Consider the following 21,089-nt stretch of genomic DNA (forward strand, 5'->3'; position numbering starts at 1 on the left):
CTTGCAATCCATAGCTTTACAAGGGTGCACTGCGCTCTTGCTTTGGCGCTGTTGATGCAGTATCTGCCGGCCGGATACGCAGCGCAAAAATCAGAGCCGCCGATAAAAAAGCGGCGGAACCGAGCAGTGCAAAACGGTAAGCTTCTAAATGCGGTTGTTGTTCCAATCCGGTCCCAGCGGCAGAATGGGTACTGAATGCTGCCAGAAAGCCGGCCAGTGACACTACACCCAAGGCGGCGCCGATTCGATTTTGAACATTGAACAAGGTTGTTGCCCTCCCCATAGAAGCGGAAGTGATATCATGAAAAGCCAGGAACTGTACGGTGACCCCCACATGGCCTAGAAAAAAGCCGATGCCAAAAAATAAAGTTCTCAAGGTCCAGGGAGTTGTCGCCGGCCCAGTCATGCTGAGCAGTGCAACGGTTAGTATGGCGCCTAGTAATCCGGCCGAAATCACTGGACGCGCGCCTAACCGCTCGTACGACCAGGGCATGACCCGGGATGCAAGCATCATTCCTAATGCTTCAGGAAAAGTGGTAAGTCCGCTTTCTAAAGCCGAAGCCTTCAGTACATTCTGATACATTAACGGAAAGATAAAGAGAAGCCCGGTTAAACCGGCAGCGTTAAGCAATGAGATGACGCTTATCGTCCGATATTGCCGGCCCGATAATAAACGCAAATCGAGCATCGGTGCCTTTACCCGCAGCTCCACTAAGACCAGAAGACAAACAAGGATCAAGCCACAAAAACCTGTACCCAAAATAACCGGCGAGCGCCACCCCTGCGCCGGACCTTGCATAAGCGCGTACATCAGCAGTGAAAAGCCCGGAACTGACAGCAAGAACCCCGGCAGGTCCAGGCGGCCCGCTGATGTTTCCTTATGTTCATGGAGAAACATCAAACCAAACAACAATGCCAGAATGCCAACAGGGACATTGATATAAAACACCCACCGCCAGGATAACTGTTCTACCAGAAAGCCGCCAATGACCGGACCAACAACAGGCGCAATGGCAATGGGCAAGATAAGGGACCGGGAGACTTGCAGCCGTTCTTCCGGCGAGAAGGCTCTAAACAGCATTGCCATTCCCACAGGGGTCAGCAATCCGCCGCCAGCTCCTTGCAACACCCGAAATAGATTCAGCATCTGAAGATGATCGGCGAATCCGCATAAGGCTGACGCACAGGTAAATACGCCCAATGCAATTAAAAAGGTCCGCTTGGTCCCAAACCGGTCCCCAATCCATCCTGCCATGGGAAGGAATACGGCAATACTGACTAAGTATCCCACATTGACGCCACTGGCGGCCGGAGGAGGAATGTGAAATTCATGACTGATGGCAGGCAGAGCTACATTGACAATAGTTCCGTCCATTATAGTCATAAACATGGCTGTTATATAGACAATAGTAACCGCTGCTTTCGGGTCAAGCCGCAGCCTCATTGTTCTTTTACCTGCGGCTTTAAACTATTGGGCCGCATATCGGTCCAGCGGGAGTTGATGTAATCTAAGCATAGTTGATGGCTTTCCTCCCCATATATGACGGTCCAGCCGGAGGGCGCATCCAGAAAGGCAGGCCAGATGGAATGCTGTCCTTCACCATTCATCAGCACAGAGTAGACGCCCTTTTCGCTTTCAAACGGATTATTCATACCTGATCACCGCCCTCTTTTGATGAAACACCATGTGTCCTTGTTACTTCCTGCAATTTTTGGACAAGGATAGACCCGATCTCGGCAAGCGGTTGGGGCTGGCACATATCCTTATGATGGCAGTCAATATTATATTGTTCAATTCGCCCCCGGATATAAGGCTTCCATGTCTCCGGACAAATGGGTTCGAACCACTCAGGCATGGACGCCGACCGGAAAAACAAGATGTTCCCGGTAAATGGTTCTGGCCGGTGTTCACTCAAGATGCGGACTGAATTTGCAAACACCGTTTTAAGGTTCAGAACGGTCTCCTCGTCCAGGCTGGCCAGCGCACTGCCGTCGCGACGGAGTATTTCAAGGACGCTGGCCTGATTCAGCGGTTTATCTCCCAAGCTGGCGGGATCATATCCTCCCAAAACAAGCAGGGCAATAAGCGCCTTTTCCTCGTCAGGGGCTTTATAAGGCAAGACAGTGCTTGGATAAGCATCAAACAGAACCGCCAGATTTATAGCTTCGCCTTGGTTTTGCAACTGCGCTGCCATTGCCTGAACAACGTTTCCTCCGAGGGACCAGCCTAGCAGATGATACGGTCCGGTTGGCTGAATGGTACGGATTTGCCTGATATAATCCGCAGCCATTTCATTCAGTGTCTGCGGCAGTTTTTCACGCCGGGAAATACCGCGCGCCTGTATACCATAGACAGGATAACCGGGCCCCAAGCTTGCCATCAATCCTGCGTAGCACCAACTGAGCCCTCCTGCCGGATGGATGCAAAACAGCGGTGAGCTTTCACCCTTTGCCCTGAGCGGCAGCAGCACATCTAAAGCGCTTTGGCCGCTGCCCATCTCAAGCCGTTCGGCCAGTCCAGCCACTGTAGGCGCTTCAAACAGATTGCCAATACTCATTTGAACCCCGAGCAAATCATGAATTTTACGCATCAACTGCACAGCAAGCAAAGAATGGCCGCCCAGGTCAAAGAAACTATCATCAACCCCTACTCGCGGCAAAGCAAGAACTTCCATAAACAAATCACGCAGCACCTCTTCCTGCGGCGTTCTGGGTCCGCGCCCGACAGCGGCTGCCGCAGAATCAGGCGCCGGCAGCGCTTTCCCGTCAAGCTTGCCGTTTGGCGTCAACGGCAAAGCCGCAATTTCGACAAAGGCGGATGGGATCATATAATTAGGCAGAAGCTTGGCGGCGTGTCGCCGCAAATCATCTGAATCAAAACCGGTTCGAGCGGAAGGTACGACATAAGCTGCCAGACGCTTATCGCCGGGCTGGTCTTCACGGACGATTACCGCAACTTGCGCAACATGGGAATGCATAGCCAGCACAGACTCAATTTCACCCAGTTCAATACGAAAACCGCGGATCTTAATCTGATGATCCGCCCGCCCCATATAATCCAGGGAACCATCCTCATGCCAGCGGGCCAAATCACCGGTGCGGTACATCCGAGTGCCTGCGGGGCCAAACGGATCAGCCACAAAACGGCTGGCCGTCAGGCCGGGGCGGCCTAAATAACCACGCGCCAGCCCTGCCCCTGCAACGTAAAGTTCCCCGACTACTCCCGGGGGAACAGGCTGCAGGCCGGCATCCAATACGTACACATTAAGATCCGGTATGCCGCAGCCGACAAGACTGTTGGCTCTTCTGGCAGCAATGCTTCTGTTAAGCTTAAGATAACTGACATGCACGGTGGTTTCCGTAATTCCGTACATGTTGACAAGGGTTGGCGCATTTTCCGGATGGCGGCTGTACCATTCTTCCAGCCGGCTAAGTTCAAGCGCTTCACCGCCGAAAATTACGAAGCGTAAGGAAAGCTCCCGGCTCAGCGCCGGATTTTCCCGGTCTGCCTGCATGAATTGATAGAAGGCTGACGGAGTCTGGTTAAGAACGGTTACCTTTTCCCGCCCAAGCAGCTGCAAAAACTCTGCCGGCGACCGGCTGACGGAATAAGGCACAACAACGAGACGGCCTCCATATAATAGCGGCCCCCAAATCTCCCACACGGAAAAGTCAAAGGCGTAAGAGTGGAACAGTGTCCATACATCCTCTGAATTGAAGTGGAACCAAGGCTCAGTCGCGCTAAACAGCCTGACCACATTTTGATGCGGAATCACTACCCCTTTGGGCGTACCGGTTGAACCGGAAGTATAAATGACATACGCCGGGCTGGACGGCGATAAAGGCTGAACACGGTCAGCATCCACCGGGTTCGTATCCGGATATTGGTTTAATTCCTCTATTGTGCCGATTGCATCAAGAACAATCTGCGCTCCCTTAATTCCAGACAGCTTGGACGCCGCCCCGGAGTTTGTAAGCACACAGGCCGGCCGGGCATCGTCGAGTATAAACCGAATCCGGTCATTGGGGTATTCCGGATCTACCGGTAAATACGCTGCGCCCGCCTTGAGTACGGCCAGCAGGCCTACGATCATTTCCAGGGACCTGGGCAGGGCCAGAGCGACAAATTGTTCCGGGCCCGCCCCCCTGGCGACCAGCAAATGCGCCAGTTTATTCGCCCGCAGGTTTAACTCTTGGTAGGTCAGAGCGGTATTCTCAAACACTACGGCAATATTCTCAGGCGTCCGGACAACTTGCTGCTCAAACAGCGCCGGCAGGCAGGCAGGCGATAAGGTTCGCGCTGTTGCGTTCCAATGAACCATCAGCCGCTCGCGTTCCTCGGGCAGGAGCAGTTCACTCCTGGCAATGGCCTGGCCCTGTTCGGCAACGGTAAGTTTTTCAAGCAGCCGGAGAAACCGCTTCTGGTGAAGACGCACATCGCTGTCGCTGTAAATTTCAGAGTTGGCGGCGAAGTCAATTTTTAGTCCGTTCCCGTCAGACTTGTCATACACGTTAATGGCCAAGTCATCAACCGGGCCGATCGCCAACTTATGTATGACCCCTTCATTTCCGGCGAAGTCTAATCCATGCTCAAACGGCATAATATTAATTTGCGGACCGGCCATTCGCTGATTTTCGCCAAGCAGCTTAAGGTCACGGCGTAATTCTTCATGCCGGTATCTTTGATGCCGCTGTACGTTACCGACTCCTGCCGCGACCTGCCCCAACAGTTCTGTAAAATTCATATTGGGCTGTACCTGTAAACGAAGCGGCAGCAAATTCACAATCATGCAGGGAATATTCAGCGAGACTGACCCTAAGCGCCCCATCATCGGCAGGCTGAGGACTACGTCTTGCGTTCCCGTCATCCGATGTATGTATATCGCTGTTGCCGCAATAAGCAGTTCTGATAAACCGCCGCCAAACTTGCGGGCAGCAGCCCGCAGGGAGCGGCCGGCAGCAGGCGGCAGGCCCGCCGACCGGCGAAGCACCTGTTTAGAACGCCCGGGCTTTCTATCAACTAAAGTAACAATGTCCGGTTGATCGGCAAACTGTTGCAGCCAAAACTGCCGGTCGCGGGCAAAATTCGTGGAGGCGCGATAGGCCAGGTCCTCTTCCAGAACTAAATGCAGCGGGGCGAAAGAATCCTCCTCGTAACTGCGGTTCTGGATCAATGCAGTGTAAATATCGGCTACCCGTTGTGAGATAAGCGAAGAACCGAAGCCATCCATCACAATGTGATGAATCCGCTGATACCAAAAATAACGGTCAGGCTCCACTTTAAACAAAGCTTGACGAAAAAGGGGTTCATGGAGGAGATCGACCGGTCGCGAAAGGTCGTCATTCATCCATTTTTCAGCTGCTTGCTGCGGATTTTTTTCTGCACTGACATCCATAAAATGCAGAGGAAAGGCGGAGACAGGCCGGATCACTTGCCATGGGCCCTGTTCATTTACGCCAAACCGAACATGTAAGGCCTCCGCTTCCTTTAGAGCCTGGCGCAGCGCCAGCTCAAAATTAATCCGGTCGAGCCTTCCCTTAATTTCTATGTATTCGCCGGCATTGTAAATCGGATTTTCCGGTTCAAGCTGTTGCGCAAACCAAATGCCAGATTGTGCGCCGGACAAAGTCCAGCGGGCCTCTTGACAATGAGACATTCTCCCTTACCTCCCTCATGGTCGCAGTCTTGGGCAGAGTTTTCTATTTGGAAGAAGATAGCAAATTCCACCAATGAGCAATGGTCGGCCTTTTAACCAGCTTCATGAAAGTAACATCAACTCCTATGCCGCGCCATTTCTCAACAAGGCTCATCATTCTGACGGAATCCAGGCCTTTGTCAGTTAAGTCTTCATTGTCATCGATATCGGACGGCTCTTCGTCAAGAAGTTCTGCAACCTGTTGGCGTACAAGCTGCAATGTCAGGCTCTGAGAGCCGGCTGCCGCTTCGTTGTTGGAATGCTGAATAGCCACCGCAGATCACTCCTTTACCTTTTTTTCATTAACTTTCTCGGCAATCATCTTCCGCAATTCTTTTTTACTGACCTTGCCCAGCGGGGTATAGGGAAAGTCGTCGATAAACTCAATCCGGTCAGGAATTTTAAAAGTAGCAAGGCCCCGTTCCTTTAAGAACTTTTTGAGATCGCCAGCTCTCGGAACCGGGTTACGGGGTATCACAAACGCGCACGACCGCTCCCCCAGAAATGCGTCGGGCATGGAAACAATGGCTGCGTCGAGTACGGCCGGGTGAGCAAGCAGATGATTTTCAACCTCTTCCGCCGCGATCTTCTCCCCGCCGCGGTTGATTTGATCCTTCGCGCGGCCTTCCACTACGAAATAGCCCGACTCGTTCACGCTTACCAAATCTCCGGTCCGGAAAAAGCCGTCCGGAGTAAACGCCTTTTTATTATACTCTTCCGCTTTATAATAGCCGCGAATGGTACAAGGTCCCCTGGCCAATAATTGTCCGACAACTCCCGGCTGCACGTCTACATCGTTCTCATCCACCACCCGGATTTCATCATATGGCGACGCGGGTTTTCCCTGAGTACTCACAATCACAGCTTCCGGATCATCCAGTCTTGTACAATTCACCAGACCTTCCGCCATGCCAAAACTTTGCTGTAAAGTGCAGCCAAATGCCGGTTTGACCCGGCGCGCGGCCTCCTCACTGAATTTGGCCCCGCCCACTTGCAGCACCTTAAGGCTGGACAAGTCGTGACGGCAGGAGGATGCAGCTTCAAGCCATATCAGGGCAAGCGGCGGCACAAGCGAAGTAATAGTGACCCGTTCCTGCTCGATAAGGGGAAAGGCTTCCTCCGGACTGGGTGCAGCGGCAAGAATAACCCTGCCTCCTGCGTATAGCGTGCCAAATACGCCGGGCGAACTAAGCGGATAATTATGCGCCACAGGCAGAACCGTAAGGTACACGCTATCCCGGTTCAGCCGGCAAATCTCAGCGTTGACGCGCACGCAGTAGATATAGTCGTCATGGGTTCGGGGAATTAACTTGGATAAGCCGGTGCTCCCGCCGGACAATAGAAGAAAAACGACGTCAGAGGGACTCACCGCCGGCAGGTGGACAATTGCATCTGCATACAGCTCCGTCAAGGCAATAAATTCTCCGGCGTCGCCTGCCACAATTACATGCTGTAAGGCCGGCGCTGCATTTTTAACCTCCCTTGCAAGCGAGCGATAGTCAAACTCCATATAAGTATCCGGGATAATATAGGCAACGGCTTCAGTAAACTCGCAAAAATAGCGAATTTCACTGCTGCGGTGCGAGGGAAGAGCAAAGACAGGCAATGCGCCCAGCCTGAATAAGGCGAAGCAAACATCAAAGAACTCGATAATGTTAGGAAGCTGGACCACCACTCGGTCTCCCTGCTTTATCCCCAGCTTCTGAAAGCCAGCGGCTAATTGATCAGCCCTATTGTCCAGTTCGGCATAACTGATATTTTTTTCCCCGCTTGTAACGGCAATGCGTTCGCCTTGCCTCTGGGCACGTTCACGCAGCATTCCGCCGAAGGTTTCGCCGCGCCAGCAATCCATTTTTCTGTACCAGTCCGCAAACTTTTCCGGGCAAGAAGGGCAACCTGTCAACATCATTGATACACCACCTTTTTTGTCATAATAATAATACCCCTGTTTAGAATTGCATCGTTGCCGACAACTTAACGGTGCGGGGGCTGCCTAACGTGGCAAGACCCTTGTCGGTGTAACCTGACCAGTAGTGTTTGTCAAACAGGTTTTCAACGCTGAGCCGGTAGGTGACCGGAATTTTATGAATCACGGTCTTGTACCGTGCGCCGATGTCATAACGCACCCAGCTCGGTATTTCGAAAGTGTTGGCATTGTCGGCGTATTGGGAACTGCTGTATACGGCCCGCAGCGAAAGTGATAAATCCTGATTCCAGGGGGTGTCCCACTCGACGCCGGCATTCATCGTCCATTCGGGTACGCCCAGCGGCGTGTTGCCGTTATTGGCGGCAGTATTGGAGCGGACCAGTTCGCCATCGGTATAGGCAATGCCGCCCAACAGGCGGAGGTTCTTCGCTATGTCGCCGAAGGTATTCCACTCAATGCCGCGGTTTTTCTGTTCGCCGTCATAGGAATAGACATTGTCAGCAGTCATATAACTGGGTATTTCGATTTGGAAGAAGGCCAGCGTATTGGCGAAATCTCCCCCGTCCCACTTGACGCCGATTTCATGCTGTTTGCTTTTATACGGAGCCAGTACTTGGCCCGCGTTGTCGTAACCTGTTCCCACCACAGTTCCAACGGAAAGCGCTTCAATATAATTGGCGTAGAGAGACACTGATTCTCCCCACGGTTTGACGACAAGGCCGACCATCGGCGTGTTGGCGTCGGAGTCGTAGTAGCTTGTTGATTTCACCCCGCCGGTGGTATCGGTGTTGTTGTAGCTGTAGCTTGTCTGTTCCACATTTTGATGCCGCATTCCCAACGTTAACTGGACCTTTTCCTCGTTAAAGGAAAGCGTGTCAGCCAGGAGGAAACTGGAAAGCTCAGTAACGGCGGTCTTGTTGCCTTTTCCCACAGACAGGCTGTTGTAAAGATCGGCAACCGGAGCCGGGTTGTAGATATTCGTTGGCATATTCAGGGCGGTACTATTATAAGCATTGGAAAAATCCGTATCCTGGAAATTCGCCCCCAAAACAACCTGATGCTTTATTGCGCCAGTCTGGTAAGCGCCGCGCAGTCCTATTTCGGAGGCAGTGGTGTCGGTCCAGAACCATTGCTTAAAGATACCTTTGAGAGTAGCCGAGCCATCTGCCTGAAGGTCTTGCACGTGATTGCCGTTTATGAAGCCGTTGGCCTTGGCGGACAGCTTGCCAATACCGGCATAGGCGGTTAAATTGTCCTGGATATCATATTCGCCTTTAAACAGAATCCCATTATTTCGCGTGGTGCCCGACACCCCTTTGAACATGTTGGTCGAGCCGTCCGGAGCCTTCACGTAAGCGCTTAAGTCATACATGGAAATAAGGCCGCCGTCGTAACGATCTTCGGTGCCATAAGCGTCCAGGGACAGGCGCCATTTGTCCTTGCGGTAATCCACGCCCAGGGCTCCCAGCATCCTTTTCCTGGACTGGTCGTCGGTTGTGGTGTCGCCGTCGGAGTAGGCGCCGTTAAAACGGATGCCCCACTCCTTGTTTTCGCCGAAACGGCGCCCTATATCGATATGACCGCCAAATTGGGACGAGGAGGCATAACTGGTGGTAAAGTTAGTTATATCCTCCTCGCCGGCCCGTTTGGGCACCAGATTGATGGCGCCGCCCACCGAGGTGCTCACGCCGCCGTAGAGAAAGGAACTGGGCCCTTTGAGCACTTCCACCCGATCCAAAAATTCGACGGGAACACGATAGTGCGGCGCCAAACCCGACATGCCGTTAAAATAGAGATGCTGATAATTTACCTCCAGCCCGCGGATTCTGTAGTTTTCGCTGACCTGTCCGCTGGGGGTGGCGACGCGAACAGAGGGATCGTTGCTAAGCACGTCAAACAGGGTATGGGCCTGCTGGTCTTCGATAGTCTGCCCGGTATAACTGGTGATGTTGAAGGGCGTGTCCATAAAATCCTTATTCCCCAGTACGCCGAGGGTGGCGCTTCGGGCTACCTGGCCGCCGGAGTAGACCGTTTCCCGGTTGGCAGTTACTTCAACCTCTTCCATGCTGGATTCAGATTGATCGGCAGTACCAGCTGCTTCTGTTTCTGCTTCCGCCGTATCCTCGGCGTAGGCAATTGCCGGCGTGTACCAGAACAAGCTGCTGCCGATCAGGGCATAAAGCAGACGTTTTTTGGCCGGAGACAATTCTTTCTTCATGCTGTCAACTCCTCGTATAATAGTATTAAATCCACGGATGGCCTAGTTTCCAGCAAGGAAGCAGCATTCCGGGGAAATATTCCGATAGAAGTTTTTGAATTTATTTTTTGTTAATGATTATCATTATCACCACTGACTGTTTTATAGTATAACAAACTGCATAGCATGAACGAATAGAGATTTTTCCAAATAATCCTTGATTTTTTTCAAATTAACCGAAATGTAACTATAAATAAAATTGAAAATGATTGCCAGCATTGATAAAATGATTATGATTATTATTATCATTTGTTTTTATAAAAAAGGACTCACTTTCCTGAAGTGAGTCCTGACGTATCAAGTCTTTACCAACTCGATACAGCCTTTAAAATGATTGTTACTTGGGAGGGTACAGAAAATGGAAGTGGATATCCATGACCTATCCGATTATTTTTCTAAAATAAATTTTAGTGTAGTCGACATAAGGCGAGCAATTATCGAACCCGGGACAAAACGTTTCGGTACGGTTACCTCCCCATTTCCAGGTATGATTTTTCCGCTGCGTGGCCGATCAAGGATGTTTTTCGATGGCGTGCCTTATGACATGGAGCCCGGTAAAATATTTCACGGAGGGCCGAATACGCCATTGGATAAGGAGGTTCTGGGACAATCGAAGTGGGATTTTATGGTCGTACATTACCAAGTGTATGGCAATACCCAGGGGCTGGCTCCTTATGCATTGTCACATTATGAACTCAGCCCGGGACATAATTCCCGCATAAACGACACATTGTACCGGCTGTATCATATCTACTCAACAGAAGGTAGCCTATCCTGCCTGAGAGCCAAATCCCTGTTTTTTATCATTTTGGATGAGATTTTCACTTGCGCCAGCTGCCGCTTGCACAACGACAGCCGCGAGCTGGCGGAAAAAGCCGCCGAATATATGAAGAATCACTATATGGAGCCCCTTACCGTGCCGGAAATAGCCAAGCAATATGATCTTAACAGTAAGCAGTTTGCCTATTTTTTTCATAAACACAAGGGGCTGAGCCCAAATGAGTTTCTCATTAAATACCGGATGCGGCGGGCGAAAGATCTGCTCTGCACCACAGCCTGCTCTGTCGCGGAAATTTCTTCTTGCGTCGGCTACTCAGATCCCTTTTACTTCAGCAAATTATTCAAGAAGCAGACTGGTGTGTCTCCTAAGTTATTCAGAGAAATGAAAAGTTGATAAGCAATTCATTGAAAAGCATCGAAGTGAATACCTTCCCGTGATCTTTTAACCCCTGCATCTAACGCAGGGGTTTTTCATAATAAAAAGGGCAGGCCAAATAGCCTGCCTCTTTGTTATTATTATACTTTGCATATTAGAAAAAACGCTAACCGCCGGTTGCACTTACCTCAAACAGAAATGTTGTACTTTCCATCTGACTAAAAGAGGATCTGTATTGCTACAGATCCTTGGTATCACTGGTGCGCCCGGGAGGACTCGAACCACCGGCACGCGGTTTAGGAAACCGCTGCTCTATCCACCTGAGCTACGGGCGCATGAAAACAAGTCTTTCGGCCGAGCTGTAAAGTGGCCTGCCCGGGAGGATTCGAACCTCCGGCCTTTTGATTCGTAGTCAAACGCTCTATCCAGCTGAGCTACGGGCAGTCATGAAATAATCGACAAAGAGCATTGTAACATATTTGCCAGACAAAAGTCAAGCAACCGCTTCGACGTCGGGGAGCACCGCCCATTATCTGGAATTCATGCTGCCTGTTGAAAATGTGACTTATTTTATCCACAGGTTTCCGGAATCACAGTGCTTAATTTTTGTTAAAAGCACGCTTCCTTCTTTAGTTTATCCACAATTTTATGCGTTTTGGGGATAATTCTGTGGATAATGTCGGTTACTGTCCCATTTGGTAACTCAAAGGGCGACTCCAATCCACAAAAACGCCGGTATGCTCCCACAGCCGGGTCAGAGCCAGTGTGAGATCTTCCAGAGTATCCAAGGGGCACAATTCCCGCGGTACGAAGTTTTGAACGCTTTTACCCGGTACCTGCAGCCGCAGTTTTGTCTTCAAAAAGGTCTCCACTGCCTCACCTTTAGCCGGATTATGCAGTACGACTTTGGCAGTCTTGCTCGGAAGGTCGTATTCGATATAACCGTAATCCAGGTTGTGGTGTATGGCTACCTGAAATGTATTTTTTGTATTCTGCATGAGTTCCCTCCTCATTCTTTTGCCATGAAACACGCTCTTATCATACAATCGAAACCACAAACTGTAAAGAACATTATGCGAGCACCGGAACCGTATTGCCGCCGTCCGGCATGAGGATAACGGTATAATCCGGCTTCTTCAGGATATTTTCCGCCATTGCCAGAGCTTCTTCCAGAGCAGCGGCCGGTAGAAAACCGGCTTTAATCGCAAAATCCCGATTTTCCGGCAGCGTCACCAGGATTTGGGGAACCCGTCTTAAATCATAGCCGCACTTTAAGGCTACAAAGCCAGGTACGGTAAAATCCTCTCTAAGATGCCTTTCCCTCTCCTGCAGATCAGCATGCCCGAACCAGCCGCTGAAATCAGGCGGTTCGCCGATATCAACGCACTCTAACAGCAGAATAATAACCCCGTCGTCCTTCACTGCCATCAGGGCATTATCCACTGCCTTGGTCCCCTGATACAGATTAGCGTCTTTGGGATAGCCTCCGGCGGAGACAATCACCAGATCGGCTTTTTCCCGCAGCGGCACTCCGTATAGTTCAGCAATCACCCGGCATCCTTCCTGCCAGGCCTTATCCCAGTGCCCGCCGATAAAGCGGGCGAACTCCCCGTCCGCTGTCGTAATCACATTAAGTAAAAAAGCCGGATCCAAAAAAGCCGCAATCTCCATCAGATCTTCATGCATGGGATTGCCGGCCAGGCGGCCGCTTTCCGCTGTGGGGCTGATGCCTTGTCCCACCTCAGGATGCAAACAAAAGCGATGATTTTCCTGGATAGTGGAATAGCGGGACACCCCCGGCACAATTCCCTTGCGTCCGCCGCCAAAGCCGGCCATGGAGTGGTAGGCTATTCCTCCTGTCAGGATGACCTTGTCGGCCTCGACTACCTGCCGGTTAAGATAAGCCCGGGTGCCCCGGGAGGTTGTTCCCATATAGACGAAATCCGCTTCCTCACGGGCATAACTCTCCACAATCCGGACCCGTTCGACCGCTTCTTTCCCATAGGTGTGAAGATGTTCTGCCGGTGTGTGCCGGCGATGAGCTCCCAGCGCCACAACCAAGGTGATATCCCGGTCAGAGATCCCGTACTCATTCAATTCGTCCAGCAGGCAGGGAAGAAATTTTTCGTAGTGAATCCAGGCGCGGGTAATGTCACTGACAATGACGGACACTTTGTCCCCTGTTTTGAGCAATTCCTTAAGAGGCGGCCTGCCGGTCGGCTGCCGCAAAGCGGTCTGAACGCCGCTCCGGATGTCGGCAACAGGATCGGTCTTTTTCCCTTGAATGATTTGCAGGACTCGTTTTTCGGGAAAAGATGCCTGCAAGGTAGTTTTTCCATAGCGTAATGGTTGCTGTATCACTAACGATGTCCTCCTGTATCAGAGCTATGCTTTTTCGGGAGAGTGATAATACGATTTTTCGTGCACGGTGATCTCCTGGGAAATGCTATTTTCCTTGTTGTCGCCGATCATAACCATACTGGCTCCGGCGGTCAGGCCGATCACCTGATAGGTATTTTTGCTCTGGGGGACAACCCGGATCTTTTGCTCATAGCTTATAATTCTGTAGGGTTCAACCCCACCGCCTACCGTCATGAGAATTGATTCTCCCACGTACAGTTTATCGGCTGACAGCCGGATGGTTAAAGGCTGTGAACGGCTGTCATCATACGCCGGTCCGGTACGCCGGCCGCCTTCTTCCTCGGTTGGGTCCTGGGCACCGGCAGCCCAGCCCGGAACCGTGAAAAGACAGATGGCACTCCCTAGAAGGACCGCTATGCCAAGCGCCTTGATCTGCATACTGCACACCTCACTTTCTTGATGGACAACCCGAAAATCCTGATCAGAGCCGCATAACCTTGCCTAACCGGCTTCCGGCTTTTTTGCCTGCGGTATCATTCAGTCTTCCGTATAGTTGCCGCCCTTACATGATGGCTATTGGCTTTATTATATACTCAGTATACTGGGATGGCTAGAAAAAATTTCTAGATACTAGCAACGAACTCAAATGATAGACGTGACTCCCCAGAACCCAAAGACGCACACTACTTTTACGACAATTATGACTAAACCACTCTCAATTGTACTATTCTCTCTAATCAAGTCACGATTATTCCTGTTTTTTGGATCACGCGCCGCTAAGACCGGAGCCATGAATCAAAACGGCTGCCTGTAAGTATGATAAAAGAAAAATGTGGAAAAACCATGTGGAGTTTTTGAACAGCTTGTGAAACCGGGAGAAATAAAAGCCAGAGCAGCATTCCTGCTGTTCCGGCTCAGGTCACCGCTACATATTTCCGGGAAATAATGAATGCCGCCACAACGGCTTTGGGTTACTCCTTTTTACGGTACATGGGTTTCAGCTGCTTATCCAGCGGCAGGCGGCCGGCTTTGCCGGTTTCCAGGGCCTGGCGGTACAATTGCGCCTGACAGTTGATGGCAGTGCCGGCGCCCTTGCTTCTTTTGTCAGGCCTGCGGTAGACGCCATCGCTGCGCATGATACGGGCTTTCTGGTTATCCGCCAGCATCAGGTCCAGGATACTCTTAATCCGGGCAATATGCCGCGGATCATCCACCGGGAAAAATAATTCCACCCGGAAGTCCAGGTTGCGGGGCATCCAGTCAGCGCTGGACAAAAACACCTTTGCATCGCCGCCGTTGGCGAAATAAAAAACCCGGCTGTGCTCCAAAAACCGTCCGACAATACTGCGCACCGAAATGGTTTCGCTGATCCCTGCCAGCCCGGGCCGCAGCACGCAGATGCCGCGAACGATCAGATCGATCTTTACCCCTTTGCTGGAAGCCTCGTACAGTTTCATGATGATCTCTTTATCTAAGAGTGAATTCATCTTGCCGATGATATAGGCCGGCTGACCGGCTTGAGCCCATTCAATCTCCCGCTGGATAAGTTCCAGGATGCCCTGGCGCAGGCCAAGGGGCGCCACCACAAATTTGTTCCAGACGGGCGGATCAGAGTAACCGGACAGCATATTAAAAAAAGCTGAGGCATCCACGCCGAACTGGTCATTGGCGGTAAACAGGCCAATGTCGGTATACAGCCGGGCTGTTGAATCATTGTAGTTGCCGGTGCTTAAATGGACGTAACGCTTGATGCCGCCGCTCTCCCGCCGGACAACCAGAGTGATCTTGGCGTGAGTTTTGAGCCCCACCAGGCCATAGATTACATGACAGCCGGCTTCTTCCAGGCGACGGGCCCAAAGGATATTATTTTCCTCATCAAAGCGGGCTTTCAATTCCACCAGCACTGTGACCTGCTTGCCATTTTCCGCCGCCTGGGCCAGGGCGCTCACAATGGGTGAATTGCCGCCGACACGGTACAGGGTTTGCTTGATGGCCAGCACGTCCGGATCCACTGAGGCTTTAGTGATAAATTCCACCACCGGTTCAAAGCTTTCATAGGGAAGATGTACCAGGATATCCTGTTCCCGGATGACCTCAAACAAGTGGCCTCCCGCCATAACATCTTCGATGCCGTTTAGGTCCGCCGGCAATTGAGGCGTCAGAGACTGATACCGCAGATGTTCAAATCCGGGTAGATCGGCAAATTTCATAAAACAGGTGGCATCAATCGGCCCGGGTATCTCAAAGATCTCTTGGCCACCTACTCTGACGGAATCAATGACAAAATCCCGCAGCATACGGTCTTTTGCCTTGCCGATTTCCAGTCTCACCGGCTGACCGTGCCGTCTCTGCCGCAGGGATTTCTCCACTTCCGCCAACAGATCCTCGGATTCCTCTTCGTCAATGAACAAGTCGGCGTTGCGGGTAATCCGGAACAGCACCGCATCTTTCACGGCATACCCCAAAAACAGGTGTTCACAGTATGTTTGAATAATCTCACCTAAAAACACAATTTTTTTCTTGCCCCCCGCCTTTCCCGGCAGGGAGACCTCCACCAACCGGGGCAGCACTGCCGGCACCTGGACAACAGCCGTACTGGTATCACCCTTCTTATCGGTCAAAAGCACCGCCAGATTGAGGGTGCGATTGGCCAGAAAAGGAAACGGGTGGCTGGCGTCAACCGCCAGCGGCGTAATCACCGGATAAATGGTATAGTGAAAATAGTTTTTAACCCATTCTTTTTCTTTAGGGTTGAGCTTCGATACGATGGTGAATTCAATCCCCTGTTCCGACAATTCCTGCATGATCTTTTTCAGGGAATGATACTGGTTTTGGACCAGTTCATTGGTCGCGGCATAAATTTCCTGTAATTGCTCCCGGACAGACAGGCCGGCCAAATCAGTCTTATTGACGCCGCTCTCCAGCTGTTGCTTCAGTCCGGCCACCCGGATCATAAAAAATTCATCCAGATTGGAACTGGTGATAGCAATAAATTTGAGCCGCTCCAGCAGCGGCTTGTCTTTATCCATAGACTCTTCCAGGACCCGTTCGTTGAACTTCAGCCAACTGATCTCCCGGTTGAGAAAATATTCCTGTGCTGAAAACATTTATATCATCGCCTCCGTCTCTGCAGCGTGGCTTTCACACCAAAAACATCTTCAAAAAAATAGGATTTGTCAATAAACGTCCATTCTTCCAGTGACATATCCTCCCCGGAGTCTGCCGTAATCAGGAGTTCGTCTCCCTTGCAGATCAATTCCAGGGTTTCCAGGTCGACTTTCTGACGATGACTGCGGTCAATGGCATCGGCAAGGCGGATGATCGCCGACAGTTTGGCGGTTATCACTTTTCGTTCCGGACTTAGAACGGCAAAGTGAGCATCTACGGAGGACGGCGTTCCTTTAGAGTGATAATGAGCCACATTGGCAATAATCGCTTTATCTTCTTCGGAAAATCCTAAAATATCAGAAGAGATGATCAGCCGGTAAGAGTAAAAATAATGCTGTCTCAGGCTGACGAATTTGCCGATATCATGCAGGATGGCCGCTACTTGCAGCATGAGTCTCTCCTGTCGTCCCAGTCCGTGGACTTTCCCCAGCATATCAAACAATAAAAGGGCTATCTTCTCTACCCTATGAGAATGGCGCTGGTCATACTGATACTTTTCGCCAAGAGATATCGCCAGGCTTTCAATCTGCCCTTCCACCACATCCAGAAACGGATCGGCAGTTTTTTCGGCCACATGCAAAGCAATCAGTCCGTCGCTGAAGTGATCATCAGGAACCACAATCTCCTCGATATTGGCCAGGGAAAGGATTTGTCCGTATAACACAATCGTCGGCAGCACCATTTCCGCTTTCTGCTCCGTGAGAGAAAACGCCTGTATCAGCTGCGGCAAGTTAAGGGATTTGACCCGCTCATACAGTTCTTTAAAGTCCGTCGGGTTAATGTAGGCTAACTCTTCTGATTGTTCCCGTCCCAGCATCTTCAAAAGCAGCCGGGTTTCCGTGCCGGCCAGGATCAGGTACCTGATTTTTTGATGCTTCAAGGCCTGCTCCACCGGTTCGATGATACTATAGATATATTGGGACAAGGCCTCATGAAAATAGACGGATTCCCGCTGATACTTGGCGAACCGTTCCTTGATGCGCAAGATGCCGACATGGATGTTTTGCTGGTACTTCAATTTATGGTCTTTATATAAAGTAATGCCTAACCCGCCGGAAGAGATGTCCACAAACAGGAGCGCCTCCCGGGTCTGAGTCAGGCCGTTCCGGTCCATGGCCCGAAATAAGGCAATGTATTTATAAAAGATTTCCTGGGGCATATCCACGACCTCTACGTCAAAACCGGTTTTAATCCGGATCTGATCAATAATATACTGCTGATTGGTGGCTTCACGCAGGGCAGTGGTCGCCAATAACCGGTAATCCTTCACGCCGTATTCGTTCATCATCCGGCGGTATCCTTTCAGCAACTCGCAAATCTCACGGACAGCGGCAAAACTGATGGTGCCGGTTTTAAAGGTTTCCTCGCCGAGAGCAACGGTATAAGTGGCGCGATCAATCAGCTTCAGATCCTGCAGCGACTGATATTCCACCAGTTGAATCGTCACCTGCTCTGACCCCACATGAATCGCCGCAAAATAGTTTTTGTCCCTGGTTGGTCTGCGCATACGCCGGAAGCACCTCCTGCTCATTTTTATTATTTCGACGGACTTTATTGAAAATCCCTCTCGTAGGGCGATACATTTGTTAACATATTGTAAACATTGCAAGATCCTTATTCACAAAAAAGCGCGGCTGATTCCGGCGGATGAGGGTTAAAATATGAAATAGGAATTTGGACCGTACCTTTCCGAACGCCAGGTACAAGAGTCCCAGCGGCAATCCGGGATAAATTTCTCAGATTCCTGACGATTGAGAAAGGATTTTGCCAAAAACAGCGGAATATTTTATGGTACGTGAGGAGTGATGATATGACTCGCCTAGCCATTATCGATTTAGGCTCCAACTCCGCCCGCCTGATTGTTATGCACATCTATCATAATGGCGCCTATAACTTAGTATACCATCAAAAAGAACCTGTCCGTCTGAGCGAAGGCATGAGCAAGGAAGGCTGGCTTCAGCCGCCGGCCATGGAGCGGGCCATCGCCACCCTGAAAATATTCGCCCACATGTGCCGGCTATTTGCCGCGGATCAGATCCTGGCCGTGGCCACAGCCGCCGTACGCACTGCCGAGAATGGCCGCGATTTTTTAACCAGGGTTCAGGAAGAGACAGGCATCCAGTTTGAAGTAATCAGCGGCGAAACGGAAGCCCTGCTTGGTTATATTGGCGTCATCAATACCATCGACATTAAAGACGGGCTGTTATTTGACTTAGGCGGCGGCAGCACTGAACTGACTTTAGTCCGTGACCGCAAACCGGTGCAGGTGATCAGCCTGCCTTTCGGCGCCGTCTTTCTGACCGAACGGTTTAAGACTGAGGACCGGGTCACGGAAGCTCAGCTCATTCAGCTGCGTCAGTTTGTGCTGCAGCATCTGGATCAGATTCCCTGGATCAGAAAACTAAACCTGCCGCTGGTTGGTGTGGGCGGTACAGCCCGCAATATTGCGAAAATGGATCAAAAACGCAAAAATTACCCCTTCAACAAGCTCCACAACTATCGCTTGGGACGTCTGTCGTTCGAAGATCTATGGAAAACCCTGCTGGCAACCACGTTAAATCAGCGGCGAAAACTCCCCGGCCTGAGCGCCGAGCGCGCCGATATCATCGTCGCCGGCTCCACCATTGTCAAATGCCTGTTTGACATCAGTCAGGGGACCCATTTGATCATCAGCGGCTGCGGTGTACGGGAAGGGCTGTTTTTCCAAAACTATCTGCCCCGCCAGGGCGAGGCGGAAATCATCGAAGATATCTTGAGTCACAGCACGGAAAATATGCTGTATTTCTATAAAGGTCATATCGATCATGCCCGCCACGTTACCCATCTGGCCACCTGCCTGTTTGACAGCCTGCAGGCAATTCACGGTCTGGACAGCCGTATGCGCAGTCTGCTCCGGGTTGCCACCCAGCTGCATGATATCGGCATCACGATCAGCTACTACGATCATCCCCGTCATAGCGCCTATTTGGTGGAGAATGCCCGGGTATTCGGTCTGACCCACCGGGAACAAATGATGGCAGCTGTAGTGGCCGGCTGGCACAATGGCCTGACAAAATTTGTCCGCAACCGGATTTACGGTGAATTTTTTGATGAAGCCGATTGGCAGGCCGTCCGAAAAATGGCGCTTTTTTTGGCACTGGCGGAAAGCCTGGATACTACCCAGATGCAGCTGATCCCGGATATCGCGGTCTATCTGTCCGAACAAAAAGCGACCTTGCATCTTTTGGGCAGCAACCCTGCCCCTATCGAGCGTCAATCCGCTGAACGGCATATTCGCTGGTTCCGCAAAGAAATGGGAATGGATATGGTCCTGGAATAGCGTAAACCAACCGGCTGACATGTCGGGCAGCGCCCTGAAGGGTGCTTTTTTATGCACTTTTTATGGTTTCCTATATTAATTATGCCGCAATATGTGTAAAATATAGGAAGATATGTACCGGTGGAGGTTATGAAGATGCAAGAAGTCCAAGCCATGCTAAAAATGATGTTTCCGCTGGTTGGCCGCGCCTTCCCGTGGGTAAAAGAGGATTTGGCCAAATGGGAGACCTATGCCTGCAAATACGCCTCCTCTCCTTTATCCGATCAGGCTCTGGCCAGCATCCGAGATAAGCGGTTTCACTGTCTGGGGGGCAGTGTTTACAGTCTGTATCCCGGCGTGAATCCCCGGCAGTTTATTTCCTTTATCGTGGCCTTGCAGACGATCAGTGACTATTTGGATAACCTGTGCGACCGCCTGCCGGGGGGCGACGAGGCGGCGTTCCGCCAGCTTCATTTGGCCATGACTGATGCGTTGGATCCCGGTACAGCTCTCCATGACTATTACCGCTTTTATCCGGCAAAAGACGATGGGGCTTATCTGACAGCCCTGGTGGAGCATTGCCGCCGCTTTATCAGCACCCTGCCCTGCTATCATCTGGTGAAAGACCGGATTCTCTATTGGGCCGGTTTATATTGTGAACTGCAGACCTATAAGCATCTTTCGCCGCTTATACGGGAAAAGGCCATGATTCGATGGACTGACCGGCATATTGGCGAATATCCTTATATTACCCGCTGGGAATGGGCTGCCGCTTCCGGGTCCACTCTGGGCCTGTTCGTCCTGACCGCGGCAGCCGCCGATCCTTCTCTTTCCCGGCAAGCAGTGAACCGGATCGCCTCGGCCTATTTCCCCTGGATTACCGGCTTTCACATTTTATTGGACTATTTTATTGATCAATCTGAGGATGCAGCCCATGACGATCTGAACTTTGTGTCTTATTATCAGGGGGAAGGGGAGACGTGTGTCCGCCTGACCTATTTTATGAACCAAGCCTGCCAGCAGGCGTCTAAGCTGCCGCATCCCGCCTACACCCTGACTGTGGTGCGGGGCCTGGCGGCTATGTACCTGTCAGATCCTAAAGCCGATTCAGGAACGGAACAGGCGATAAAAAAAAGCCTCCTGGCCCATGCCGGAGGCTACACAAAGTTTATGTATCAGATGTGCGGGTTGCTAAGACGTCACCATCTGCTTTAGGGCAAGAGTTG

13 protein-coding genes, 2 tRNA genes and 1 pseudogene are annotated in these 21,089 nt (G+C 51.2%); 3 read left to right on the forward strand and 13 right to left on the reverse strand.

The window, feature by feature from the left end:
- Positions 1-16 precede the first annotated feature (16 nt).
- The 6 genes and pseudogenes from ALO_RS09530 to ALO_RS09555 form a co-directional block, all read right to left on the reverse strand.
- Positions 17-1,444, reverse strand: a complete 1,428-nt coding sequence (locus tag ALO_RS09530; protein ID WP_004573288.1) for an MDR family MFS transporter — start codon at positions 1,442-1,444, stop codon at positions 17-19.
- Entirely contained in the window at positions 1,441-1,653 is a 213-nt protein-coding gene (locus ALO_RS09535) for an MbtH family protein (RefSeq protein WP_004573289.1), read from the reverse strand. Before ALO_RS09535 ends, ALO_RS09530 begins: the two co-directional genes overlap by 4 nt.
- Positions 1,650-5,657, reverse strand: a complete 4,008-nt coding sequence (locus ALO_RS09540; protein WP_004573290.1) for a non-ribosomal peptide synthetase — start codon at positions 5,655-5,657, stop codon at positions 1,650-1,652. The genes ALO_RS09535 and ALO_RS09540 overlap by 4 nt, the downstream gene beginning before the upstream one ends.
- 43 nt (positions 5,658-5,700) lie before the next feature.
- Positions 5,701-5,922, reverse strand: a pseudogene (locus tag ALO_RS09545) (phosphopantetheine-binding protein); the annotation flags it as partial.
- Positions 5,923-5,976: 54 nt separating this feature from the next.
- A complete protein-coding gene (locus ALO_RS09550; RefSeq protein WP_040293103.1) occupies positions 5,977-7,602 on the reverse strand; it encodes a (2,3-dihydroxybenzoyl)adenylate synthase in 1,626 nt (541 codons plus the stop codon).
- A gap of 43 nt (positions 7,603-7,645) precedes the next feature.
- Positions 7,646-9,841 carry a TonB-dependent receptor gene (locus ALO_RS09555; protein ID WP_004573293.1) on the reverse strand — a complete coding sequence of 732 codons (2,196 nt, stop codon included), beginning with the start codon at positions 9,839-9,841 and terminating at the stop codon, positions 7,646-7,648.
- A 397-nt stretch (positions 9,842-10,238) separates the two neighbouring features.
- On the opposite strand from ALO_RS09555, the gene ALO_RS09560 reads away from it, so the two are divergent.
- Positions 10,239-11,054, forward strand: a complete 816-nt coding sequence (locus ALO_RS09560) for a helix-turn-helix domain-containing protein (RefSeq protein WP_004573294.1) — start codon at positions 10,239-10,241, stop codon at positions 11,052-11,054.
- Positions 11,055-11,294: 240 nt separating this feature from the next.
- Here the strand turns inward: ALO_RS09560 and ALO_RS09565 are convergent.
- The 7 genes from ALO_RS09565 to ALO_RS09595 form a co-directional block, all read right to left on the reverse strand.
- Positions 11,295-11,371, reverse strand: a tRNA-Arg gene (locus ALO_RS09565).
- A 32-nt stretch (positions 11,372-11,403) separates the two neighbouring features.
- Positions 11,404-11,480 (reverse strand) — tRNA-Arg (locus tag ALO_RS09570).
- A 239-nt stretch (positions 11,481-11,719) separates the two neighbouring features.
- Positions 11,720-12,034, reverse strand: coding sequence for a hypothetical protein (locus ALO_RS09575; protein ID WP_004573295.1), 315 nt, complete (start codon positions 12,032-12,034; stop codon positions 11,720-11,722).
- A gap of 73 nt (positions 12,035-12,107) precedes the next feature.
- On the reverse strand, positions 12,108-13,397 hold the full coding sequence (gene larAH10 / locus ALO_RS09580) for an NPN-dependent 2-hydroxyacid racemase, LarAH10 family (RefSeq protein WP_004573296.1): 1,290 nt from the start codon (positions 13,395-13,397) through the stop codon (positions 12,108-12,110).
- 24 nt (positions 13,398-13,421) lie between these two features.
- Positions 13,422-13,835, reverse strand: coding sequence for a hypothetical protein (locus ALO_RS09585; protein WP_004573297.1), 414 nt, complete (start codon positions 13,833-13,835; stop codon positions 13,422-13,424).
- Between the two features lie 533 nt (positions 13,836-14,368).
- Positions 14,369-16,504 (reverse strand): RNA degradosome polyphosphate kinase, encoded by a 2,136-nt coding sequence (locus ALO_RS09590; RefSeq protein WP_004573298.1) that lies wholly within the window; start codon positions 16,502-16,504, stop codon positions 14,369-14,371.
- Positions 16,505-16,509: 5 nt separating this feature from the next.
- The gene (locus tag ALO_RS09595) at positions 16,510-18,072 is read right to left on the reverse strand and encodes a Ppx/GppA phosphatase family protein (RefSeq protein ID WP_004573299.1); all 1,563 of its coding nucleotides are present in this window, start codon (positions 18,070-18,072) and stop codon (positions 16,510-16,512) included.
- Positions 18,073-18,375: 303 nt separating this feature from the next.
- Here ALO_RS09595 and ppx point away from each other — a divergent pair, with 303 nt between their 5' ends.
- Together ppx and ALO_RS09605 are read left to right on the forward strand one after the other, a co-directional pair.
- Positions 18,376-19,884, forward strand: coding sequence for an exopolyphosphatase (gene ppx, locus ALO_RS09600; RefSeq protein WP_004573300.1), 1,509 nt, complete (start codon positions 18,376-18,378; stop codon positions 19,882-19,884).
- A 135-nt stretch (positions 19,885-20,019) separates the two neighbouring features.
- Positions 20,020-21,078, forward strand: a complete 1,059-nt coding sequence (locus ALO_RS09605) for a tetraprenyl-beta-curcumene synthase family protein (RefSeq protein ID WP_004573301.1) — start codon at positions 20,020-20,022, stop codon at positions 21,076-21,078.
- The last annotated feature ends 11 nt before the right edge of the window (positions 21,079-21,089 follow it).

Source organism: Acetonema longum DSM 6540, assembly GCF_000219125.1.
Taxonomy (GTDB): Bacteria; Bacillota; Negativicutes; order Sporomusales; family Acetonemataceae; genus Acetonema; species Acetonema longum.